Source organism: Methanosarcinales archaeon (assembly GCA_014859725.1).
In the GTDB taxonomy this organism is placed as follows: domain Archaea; phylum Halobacteriota; class Methanosarcinia; order Methanosarcinales; family Methanocomedenaceae; genus Kmv04.
Window position 1 is genome coordinate 1 of record JACUTQ010000082.1, and the last position, 9,667, is coordinate 9,667.

13 protein-coding genes are annotated in these 9,667 nt (G+C 41.7%); 7 read left to right on the forward strand and 6 right to left on the reverse strand.

What is annotated here, in order from left to right; all coding sequences use genetic code 11:
* Positions 1-147: 147 nt before the first annotated feature.
* The 6 genes from IBX40_07930 to IBX40_07955 all read right to left on the reverse strand — a co-directional run bounded on the left by IBX40_07930 (position 148) and on the right by IBX40_07955 (position 4,359).
* Positions 148-528 carry an ArsR family transcriptional regulator gene (locus tag IBX40_07930; protein MBE0524244.1) on the reverse strand — a complete coding sequence of 127 codons (381 nt, stop codon included), beginning with the start codon at positions 526-528 and terminating at the stop codon, positions 148-150.
* Entirely contained in the window at positions 509-838 is a 330-nt protein-coding gene (locus IBX40_07935; GenBank protein ID MBE0524245.1) for a hypothetical protein, read from the reverse strand. Before IBX40_07935 ends, IBX40_07930 begins: the two co-directional genes overlap by 20 nt.
* A gap of 263 nt (positions 839-1,101) precedes the next feature.
* Positions 1,102-1,488, reverse strand: a complete 387-nt coding sequence (locus IBX40_07940; protein ID MBE0524246.1) for a PIN domain-containing protein — start codon at positions 1,486-1,488, stop codon at positions 1,102-1,104.
* A 4-nt stretch (positions 1,489-1,492) separates the two neighbouring features.
* A complete protein-coding gene (locus IBX40_07945) occupies positions 1,493-1,708 on the reverse strand; it encodes a hypothetical protein (protein ID MBE0524247.1) in 216 nt (71 codons plus the stop codon).
* Between the two features lie 264 nt (positions 1,709-1,972).
* Complete coding sequence (locus IBX40_07950) at positions 1,973-3,043, reverse strand: hypothetical protein (protein MBE0524248.1); 1,071 nt, start codon at positions 3,041-3,043, stop codon at positions 1,973-1,975.
* Entirely contained in the window at positions 3,040-4,359 is a 1,320-nt protein-coding gene (locus IBX40_07955; protein MBE0524249.1) for a Single-stranded DNA binding protein, read from the reverse strand. Before IBX40_07955 ends, IBX40_07950 begins: the two co-directional genes overlap by 4 nt.
* 100 nt (positions 4,360-4,459) lie before the next feature.
* On the opposite strand from IBX40_07955, the gene IBX40_07960 reads away from it, so the two are divergent.
* The 7 genes from IBX40_07960 to IBX40_07990 are packed head-to-tail and all read left to right on the forward strand — an operon-like array spanning position 4,460 to position 9,612.
* On the forward strand, positions 4,460-5,164 hold the full coding sequence (locus tag IBX40_07960) for a hypothetical protein (GenBank protein ID MBE0524250.1): 705 nt from the start codon (positions 4,460-4,462) through the stop codon (positions 5,162-5,164).
* Between the two features lie 30 nt (positions 5,165-5,194).
* Positions 5,195-5,344 (forward strand): hypothetical protein, encoded by a 150-nt coding sequence (locus tag IBX40_07965; GenBank protein ID MBE0524251.1) that lies wholly within the window; start codon positions 5,195-5,197, stop codon positions 5,342-5,344.
* Positions 5,345-6,385: an elongation factor Tu gene (locus IBX40_07970; protein ID MBE0524252.1), complete on the forward strand. Its 1,041-nt coding sequence runs from the start codon at positions 5,345-5,347 to the stop codon at positions 6,383-6,385. It abuts the gene before it with no gap.
* A gap of 14 nt (positions 6,386-6,399) precedes the next feature.
* On the forward strand, positions 6,400-7,191 hold the full coding sequence (locus IBX40_07975; protein ID MBE0524253.1) for a bifunctional fructose-bisphosphatase/inositol-phosphate phosphatase: 792 nt from the start codon (positions 6,400-6,402) through the stop codon (positions 7,189-7,191).
* Between the two features lie 48 nt (positions 7,192-7,239).
* Positions 7,240-8,064, forward strand: coding sequence for an NAD(+)/NADH kinase (locus IBX40_07980; protein ID MBE0524254.1), 825 nt, complete (start codon positions 7,240-7,242; stop codon positions 8,062-8,064).
* Between the two features lie 55 nt (positions 8,065-8,119).
* Positions 8,120-8,794: a UMP kinase gene (locus tag IBX40_07985; GenBank protein MBE0524255.1), complete on the forward strand. Its 675-nt coding sequence runs from the start codon at positions 8,120-8,122 to the stop codon at positions 8,792-8,794.
* Positions 8,795-8,820: 26 nt separating this feature from the next.
* Positions 8,821-9,612, forward strand: a complete 792-nt coding sequence (locus IBX40_07990; GenBank protein ID MBE0524256.1) for a sugar phosphate isomerase/epimerase — start codon at positions 8,821-8,823, stop codon at positions 9,610-9,612.
* Positions 9,613-9,667 lie beyond the last annotated feature (55 nt).

Genomic DNA, 9,667 nt, shown 5'->3' on the forward strand with positions numbered 1-9,667 from the left:
ACGAGCGGTTTGATGAGGAGAGGGTGGCGAAAGCCACTCTTTTACTCTACCGAGAAGGGTATTCTGTGCATCCTAAGAATATCTTTTACAAATACAAGTAGATGCCAGTACCGGAATATTATGAAAAATCAAAAAAATGAAAATAAGTTATGCAGTCAAAGGAACTGTAATATGTAATGCATCATAATCAACAACGGGGACTTTCTTAACATGATTTTTTCCTTTTTTTATCTCAAGAAGACCAATCCCCTCAAGAAAAGTAAGGTCGTTATGAACATTTGATTCTTTGCGATCCAGTATCCTTGCAAGTTCACTGATTGATTCTGGTTTCTTCTCCCTTATTATATGAAGTAAGCGAATTCTTTCATGGGTTAATATTTTTCCAATATCCTCTGTTGTACGAGATACTATTTTATGAGGTTCAGATTCACTTATCTTGCCTTCTTTAACTTTTTCAAATAACTTATTCAAATGATCCCCATATTCTTCATCATTCATGACTATAATTTCAACGTCCTTTAATTTCATTAATAATCCTCCGATTATATTCAATCAATTTCATTAACTCATCAATCAACTCTTTTGGATTGTTAAATTCGATTTCCTGCACTTCATTATTTAATAAATGTTTATGGTCTCTTTTATTATGTCCCTTTATTGTATGTGCATTATCGAAACGAAAGACTGTACTCCATCCCTCCTTTGTCATAACTCGGTAATTGAAACTGTATCTTACTCCATGAGGGATTTCTGATGATATTGGAACTTGCGTCAATGAGATGTCGATAATCTCATCTTCAGCAAGTATTCTAGTTTCTTTAATGACTCTGTTTGGCACAAGATAAATTAGGATTTTTTATTATATAGTCATATGCTTTCAGCATATAAATATATGTGTCTAGTATTGTATATTATTTTTATATCTTTTTAGTAGAAAAATGAAATTATACTTTTAGAATCGCACCTATTCACCCTCAAGATGCCTCCGACATCCAGTCGGAGGTCGTTGACGAAGAATGGGAAATTCATGCTCGAATTAATTAAGTCTAACAATTTTTTTTTCAAACATGTAAGGCGATGCAAATTTAGAGAAAAACAACGTCATTTTGACAAATATATTGTATTTTCAATAAGTTCAAAGTGTGGATCGCCACTAATTACTTTACATCCAAAACGGTTTTTTTGAGCGACTATCAGAGCATCAATCATACCAAAATCTTTCTGATTTTTTCTCATCTCACTTCTGATGGATGCAGCATTTAACCAATCAGCAGTTGTCAAACATTGAATATCTGATAATTTTCTGACAATTTGATATAATTCTTCAAAATCAATATTTTCCCTAATGGCCCAACCTTTTAACTCTGCTAAAACACATTCCGGAGTTATAATAATATTATTCTCATCTTCAAGTATTTCTTTGACTCCTTTTCCTTTATTAGAACCAATAAAATATTCAACCCATGCATACGTGTCTATAAGAAACACAAAGTCACCATAAATCTTCATGTTCGGCATGGTCACGTTCAAAAGGAGCTCTTGCTTTTACGATTCCAAACCCGCTTATTTTTTCTTTTTTCATTATATCAATATCAATAAGATCATGCTCTGATAAGCCCAACTCATCAATCTTGTCTTTCGGAATTACAATTCCCAGAGAATTACCCCATTTTTTTAGTTTTACTGTTGCATGACACATTTCAATCATTAGAATATTATGATTGGTAATATAAATAATTATACTATTTTGTATAACTTATATATTCTATAATGAGACGTGCAAACTACTAATGGTAATTTGAGCTGGTAAACGGGGGTATAATCACAATGCTTTAATCTTCAGGATGGCTCTCATCTTTCAAATCTTTTATAATAACATTTTTAGATGAATTGCCCCAATGACTCCTTGTCATAAAATTAATGCCAGGTCGCATATGTACATATGAATAAGTAATCTTCTTTATGGAATGTGTCATACCCTTCGCAATAAATCTATCCTGGGTTCGTAGCATTTACCTTCTGACATCAGTGTTTTCACGGCCCCATCAATCTGATCTATATTAAGACCGCTATTTATTGATTTTTCGATCAATTCAGCTACAGGCACACCTTTTCCGGAATCCAGTTTACCTAACAGATCATAAATTATCTCGTCGGCATCAGGTTCATTCTCCTCAGCTGCTGTTATTCCTGTTTCATCCGGACTGTCAGGCTCTTTGGAACCTTCTAGCTCCTCGGACAATCCTGCTTCTTCTATAGAATAACCGGCTGGATCTTCTTTTACTCCTGAAATAGCTTCAGCATCCACTGGCATGACCGCCTGTTCAGCTTTTTTCGGTTCATCGGTTTGATACCGGGATTGGGTTACTTCTGCTACAATAATATCATCTTTCTTTAAGGGTTTATTGTCATCATCTGGCAGCAGAGTCTTCAATGCATCAATTATCACGACTGACAGGGTATCAAGATAGCTGTCCAGGCCAGAATAATGTTCGATTGCCATTCTAATGCCGCTGGCAAGCTCCGGATTGGCACCGGATTGGACCATACTTGCAATGAGTTCCTCACCCTGTAAACCAGATTTATATGCGGCCCTTGCCAGCCGGATACGTTCAAATGTCAGCCGCGCAGTATCCACGATCCACCTGTCCCTTATGCTGGCATTTGCCGTATTCAATTCTTCAGGCCTGACCGATGTAAATATGCTCCCTTCTTCTGGCTCATATATCCTGGCCTTCCCCACTAAAGCTACAAATGATGGTATATCCAGGCCTGCCAGGAACATGGCTGCTTCTGGCTGGTACTGGCCTGCATATACGGTAAAAGCTCCTGTAGGGTCTGATAATCTTCCCCTCCACATATCCTCACCGACCCCGATATTGTCTATCTCTGTCAGGACACCCAAAAAGTACAACCTGTTGATCTTGGCTCCGGTAGGTGTTACCAGGTAATTTGGAGCCCGCTCATCACCTTCATGGAAAAAATAATCTGAATGGTTGAATTCATGGGCAAAGACCCTCCATGCCAGCTCCCTTTCGATCAAAGCCCCTCCTCCAATAATGCCCTATTCATTTCATCAATAATTAACTCAACGGCCGCAGCAACATCGGTCTCTATTAATTTGGCATCAGTGGCCACCAGTATGATCCCATATTCTCCTTTAGTCATATTCCCCCGTAAGCGCATTATCCTGCCCAGGAGTTTCCTGCGGATCTCATCTTCCACTGCGGACGAGTTCTGGGCTGCCGTAGCAATTTCGTTACATTTTTCGATAGAGAAACCAGTGACCTTCCGGGTCAGGTCAGCATCCATGACTATGGTCATTGCGCCTGTACCATCGTCAAGTATGGACTTGATACGCATATCATTTATACCTGCAACAGTACCATGGACCCGACAGGTGTTCTTCTGTATCACCCTGCTGCATTCCGGACAGCGGGTTATAAGACCAGTGCCCGGTCTTATTGAGATCACACTGCCTTCAATTACCACATCAAGTGCTCCACCCCGTTTGGTGATCTGATCCAACCTTGTGGGTGTGGGTTCAATTATACATGCAATCTCATCCTCGGTAATAGTATTGTCTGCAATTTGTATGGTAGTAAATTCACTTATGTTGATACTTGGGATGCCGCGCCATGATTTTATATATGCGTTCTCTACTTTTACCGTATTTCCAACTGCTATTTCGGGTTTTATTATCCATGAAGTAAAGGGCAGTTTGGCAGAACTATCAGCTACTACTCCGGTAATAATGGTCTTGGGGCCGCTTTTTGTACTGATCTCCTGCTGTCTGGATTCGATTATTCTTAAAATCGTATATATGCCGGCCGTACCGTCTTTAAGTTCGGCAAGAGGAATGGGGTCATTCTTGACCATAAGTGGTTCCAGAATACCTGGATCCAACTGTTCTATTTTTGATCTTGGACCAAAATTAATCTCTGGCATTCCCTGCCAGCTCCGGGTGTATGCATTACTTACTTTGACAATATCACCGATCTCAAGTCCAAAATCATCCCATGCTGTGAAACTTCTGGCACCGGTCTGGTCTGCCATGGTACCCATAAATATGGTCCTTTCCTGCCCCTTGATTCCCACGACTTTTAGATTGATATCCAGGATTCTGGCAATAATCTCAATGTTCCGCTCCCCACCATTTAATTCGGCCAGGTTTTTTATTTCAGGGATATCGGCAGCTCCGTATTTTTTCAATAAACTCCTCTTTGCTTCGTTAAGAGGAACCTTGAATTCAAGAAGCTTTTCCAGTTCTTTTCGTATGGTAGCTTGATCTACCTGAATATCTGTTGTGTCCAGCGCCCTTATTATTTCGTCCACATGGGGCGCAATTTCATTGTTCATAGGCTGCCTCCTTTATATTAGACAGTCTCTATATTAAAGGAATACAAAGGATAAAAAAACATCGATAAAGATTAGTTGTATTAACCAGATTAAAAGTGAAATGGATCCAATCAGGGCTGAAAGGGTTGAAGTTTTTTCAAAACGTAGTCTGGAATGGCTCAAAAATGCCCCATTTACCAGTATAAAGGAAGCATCTCAGGCTGCGAGAGCACTGTGTATGTGGGGACATGAGACAAGTGGCCCTGTGAAATGGTTACTCAACGCCAGAAAAAGTGACCACTGGGAAGGGGATAACCAGGTGAGGAATACGGCCAGGGCATGTTCTGCACTATTTAATTGCGGCTTTTCATGCAGTAATTCTGCAAAATTTCTGGAAAGTATGCAGTTAGACAACGGCTCATGGAATAATGATGTGTATGATACCTGTTACAGCCTGATATCACTGGGACAAATGGGTAATAAAAACCAAACAGGTGTCAAATGGTTACTGGATACATTTTCTGAAAACTTGAAACACCCGGGCACTATTGCTCTTATCAATTCTGCAATGATATACCAGTATTCAGAAGGATTAGCTGATACAATAAGTCGCAATTCTTCCTGGTTATTGGCCCAGTGTACTGATGGAAACTGGAAATATACTGCCACTTCCTGCCTGGTAGTGCAGTCATTAATACTTGACGGGCGTTGTGATCAGGTAAAAGAGTCTGTGGATTGGCTGTTGGATCGAATTGAAGAAGAAGAGGATACTGGATGGAAAGTGTCGGTCGTTGCGCTTGTTTTAATAACACTGAAAACATTATGAATTGAATTAACCAAACGGAGTTATAAGAATATGAAATATATATGGGTCGTTAATGTGGACGAAGAGAAAGCTAAACAACATGAAATCACTCCTGGAGATGTCACCAAGGCAATTGAATCATTAGGTGAGGGCTGTTTTGAAGTCATTGAAATAATATTCCAGGAAGATGATGCAGAATAAATGGTATCAATAGCAATTATAGGACAGGAAGGTTCTGGGAGGAGTTCTCTTTCAGCCAAGCTCGGCAAAAAGGGTAATGTATCAGATATTACCATGTATGATTTTGCCAAAGGTGAGCAGATCCTTACTATCATAGACTCATCAGGTTATCCTGCATCTCCCAAACCCCTGATGACCGCATTAGGTATGTCTGATATCGTTCTCCTCTGTGTCCCGCCATCAGGAATGAATGCTGTTACTGGTGAATGTGTAATAGCTGTTGATCTATTGGGATTGACCCGGGGAATTATTGTCCAGACCATGTCTGATAGGTCAAATCCTTATGAACTGGAGGTAAATACTAAACAGATCAGGTCGTTGCTTAAAGGTACCACTGCCCGGGACTGGGATATTATTCCTTTGTCTACAACTACCTTTGAAGGAATAGAACAGTTAAAAGAAGCCATTAATCGTTTTGATAAGGAAGTGGCGACCAAAAACCTGACCATGAACGATCTTCCATCCAGGGTGGTAGTGGATCATTCATTTAATGTCAAGGGCATCGGTTCAGTAATACTGGGTCGGGTGATACAGGGAACTATACATAAACAAGATAAGGTCATGGTCCATCCCACAGGCCAGGAGATCGAGATACGCAACATCCAGATGCATGATGAGGATAAAACACAGGCAGGTACTGGCTCTCGTGTCGGACTGGCATTGAAAGGCATCCAGGCTAAGGATGTGGATCGGGGACACATAATCTCAAATAACGAGATATCCTCAAATGAAATCGAACTTGAGTGCAGTGTTTCAAAATTCAGTCAGGGGTTAAGTGTAGGCAGCACCTTGCACCTGTATGTTACTCTTCAGTCCACCCCAGTAAAAATAACAAAGATCACCCGGGATGGACAGGATATAACAGAAGCGCCTGCGGGCAGTGTATGCAGGGTTTTAATTAATGCCGGTGAAGTAATATCATATAATGAAAGGGATGTCTTTGTTTTAGTGGATCTGAACAACAAAAAACAGCGATTAATTGCCCGGGGTCTGCCGGCATGAAGAACGGTAATGGAATGGATGAAATAGCCACGTTATGCAATGATGTGACATTTGCAATATCTGATGCCATAAAAAACCTGGTTGGGACTGTTGAGGGAAACAGGGTCGTTGGAATGGGTGCTGATGGCACACCTTCCAAACTTATCGATGTCGTCGCCGAAGATGCTGCCCTTGAAATCCTGGCATCATCCGGTATCGACATGAAAATAGTCTCTGAGGAGAAGGGATACCTTACATTTGGGGATAATCCTGAGTTTACTGTAGTGCTGGATCCAATAGATGGTACGTACAATGCCACACACTCCTTACCTTTTTTTTCAGTATCCATTGCAGTGGGAGATGATGATCTTTCAGATATCAGATATGGTAAAGTGTTCAATCTTGCCACTGGCATGGATTTCACGGCCGCAATGGGACGCGGTGCTTTCTGTAATGATCAAGAGATACAGGTATCACCATTGAACAAACTCAATGAGTTCACTGTTGTAGCTTATGGATACCTTGATAGTGAAGATACATTAAAACGACTGGGAAGAAACGTACGACGTATCAGGTCCTTTGGCAGTGCCGCCCTGGAATTATGTTATGTGGCATCGGCCAGGGTAGATGCATTTGTTGATTTGAGAAGCAGGATGAGAGTTACCGATTTAGCAGCAGGAATCCTTATCATAAAGGAAGCAGGAGGTATTGTGACAGATGGACGTGACCAACCTTTATCAGGAGAACTGAATGTTACCAGTCGGATCAATATAGTTGCATCCAATGGGAATGCACACACTAATCTTGAAAAAACAATAGTGTTATAATGTTAGGGATTCTACGTAATTTTAATACATTATGCCAGGGGTATTCGATTGATCAGGAAAGTAGGAGTGGTCTCCCGCTGTGATAAGGCAGGTGCAGTTGAAATAGCCAAAAAGGTAATCGGCCACCTTACTGATAAGGTTGATGTGTATATTGACCCTGGTACTGCAAGTGAACTTAACATTGAAGGGACTTCTGTAGGCCAGATGCGCCAGTTGGGGGTAGAAGTATTAATTACTATAGGCGGAGATGGGACAGTCCTCAGGACGATACAGCACATGGATGATCCCCTTCCAATTTTACCTATTAATATGGGGACAGTAGGTTTTCTGGTTGATGTGGAAGCAGAAGATGCAGTTCCAACTATAGATTCCATACTTTCTGGTTTTGAGTTGGATGAACGCTCCAGGTTTGAAGTCTGGATAAATGGTATAAAACTCCCTTCTGCCACCAACGAAGTAGTGATCATAACATCCCATCCTGCTAAGATACTGGCTTATAAGATCTGGGTTGATGAATTTGAACTTGAAGAACTGAGGGCCGACGGATTGATCATTGCCACCCCCACCGGTTCCACAGCATATGCCATGAGTGCCGGGGGACCTATCGTGGACCCGAGGGTGGATGCTGCTGTTGTAGTGCCGCTGGCACCTTTTAAACTTGCATCAAGACCCTGGGTCGTTCCTGCCCAAAGTACAATTAAAGTTGAACTGCTCCTGTCAGGCAAGGAAGCCGAAGTTGTGGTAGATGGACAGTATTCCCGGAACATTACTTCAAATCATACGATACGGATCGAAAAAGCAGCTAATCCGGCACGGTTTGTTCGAATCAAACATGGTGGTTTCTACGATAAAGTAAAAAGCAAATTACATTGACCAAAAACATTTAGATTTAAGTTGTGGTACAACGTAAAAAGGTCAGGTAATCTTAATGATAATTGTAATTTCAATTGGTGGGTCTGTATTAATCAGCGATCTTGATCCGGGAAGGATCTACAAATATGCTGAAAATGTAAAACAACTAACTGAAGAACATACCATTTACGTGGTAGTGGGCGGGGGCAGGATTGCGAGAGATTATATATCTACGGCCAGAGCGCTGGGTGCAAACGAAGTGGAATGCGATGTTATAGGCATCGATATGACCCGCATCAATGCAAGGCTCTTGATCGCTGCTTTAGGTAAAAGCGCATATCCTGAACCTTCCAGGAGCTACCTTGATGCAAATAATGCGGCATATTGGGGCAAGATAGTAGTAATGGGTGGTTTGATACCTGGCCAGACCACTGATGCTGTTTCTGCTGTATTGGCCGAATATGTAGGGGCTGATCTGTTAATTAATGCCACATCCGTGGATGGGGTATATACCGCAGATCCCAACCGCGATAAAGAGGCAAAGAAATTATCAAGCATGACCCCATCAGAATTGGTCGAGATCGTAATAAAGATAGATATGGCTGCGGGTTCGAACTCACCCATAGACCCGCTTGCAGCCAAGATCATCCAGCGTTGCGGTATCAAGACCATTGTAATAGATGGAACAGATCCTAAGAATATTGTCGAAGCAGTGGCCGGCCGTCACAGCGGAACACTGATATCAAATTAAACCTTTTTTGACACTCCGTTGATATTATGAATCCAGGACTTAATACTAGGAATTTCAGTTTTTCATCCAGGGCTGTAGTGGATAACCCATTCAACTGGGCCTACGAGCTGGAAGAGTTGGGATTTTCCGGCTGGGAGATCGTGTGTGAAGGGAAGCAGGAGCTGAATGACAGAAACCTTGCGCAGATTTCCACAATTCTTGAGACCACTAACCTTGTACTTACGGTCCATCTTCCCTTCTCAGACCTGAACCTTGCCAGTCTTAACGAACCCATGTGGAGGGAAACCCTGCGCCAGATGAAGCAGAACATCAAACTGGCTTCACCCTTCACGCGGATCGCTGCCGTCCACCCCGGGCACCTCTCACCCTTAGGTATGCAGATGCCTGACCTGTCATGGCAGAAGAATATTGAAGGATTGCAGCAGCTTTGTGATTATGCTGCAGAATATGATATGACAATCGGTGTGGAAAACATGGTCAATATGGATGCTATATTAGGCAGGCATGCTGAAGAGATACTGGGCATGATCGAATCTGTTGACAGGGAGAACCTGGGATTGACCCTTGATGTGGGTCATGCAAATACCAATGGTATGGTCGATGCATTCCTTGATAAATGTCTTGACAGAGTGGTTCATGTGCATCTTCACGATAATAATGGAAAAAGGGATGAACATCTACCTGCAGGACAGGGTATTGTTGACTGGGAAAAGGTTGTAGGCTCAATTAATGGGCTTGGTACCAGGATCGTACTGGAGGCCCGGACAATACAGGAAGGGGAAGCCAGTTTGAGATTTTTACGAGATCTGGTTCAATAGTTAAACACCGATTTTCGTCAAGTGTTTATGTCTCATAATTCAACCTTGGTCAGGA

What these genes read in the sequence shown, in the direction of transcription:
- IBX40_07930 (MBE0524244.1), bottom strand. Translation starts at nt 528, where the DNA reads ATGAAATTAAAGGACGTTGAAATTATAGTCATGAATGATGAAGAATAT.
- IBX40_07945 (MBE0524247.1), bottom strand. Translation starts at nt 1,708, where the DNA reads ATGATTGAAATGTGTCATGCAACAGTAAAACTAAAAAAATGGGGTAAT.
- IBX40_07955 (MBE0524249.1), bottom strand. Translation starts at nt 4,359, where the DNA reads ATGAACAATGAAATTGCGCCCCATGTGGACGAAATAATAAGGGCGCTG.
- IBX40_07960 (MBE0524250.1), top strand. Translation starts at nt 4,460, where the DNA reads ATGGATCCAATCAGGGCTGAAAGGGTTGAAGTTTTTTCAAAACGTAGT.
- IBX40_07965 (MBE0524251.1), top strand. Translation starts at nt 5,195, where the DNA reads ATGAAATATATATGGGTCGTTAATGTGGACGAAGAGAAAGCTAAACAA.
- IBX40_07970 (MBE0524252.1), top strand. Translation starts at nt 5,345, where the DNA reads ATGGTATCAATAGCAATTATAGGACAGGAAGGTTCTGGGAGGAGTTCT.
- IBX40_07975 (MBE0524253.1), top strand. Translation starts at nt 6,400, where the DNA reads ATGGATGAAATAGCCACGTTATGCAATGATGTGACATTTGCAATATCT.
- IBX40_07985 (MBE0524255.1), top strand. Translation starts at nt 8,120, where the DNA reads ATGATAATTGTAATTTCAATTGGTGGGTCTGTATTAATCAGCGATCTT.
- IBX40_07990 (MBE0524256.1), top strand. Translation starts at nt 8,821, where the DNA reads ATGAATCCAGGACTTAATACTAGGAATTTCAGTTTTTCATCCAGGGCT.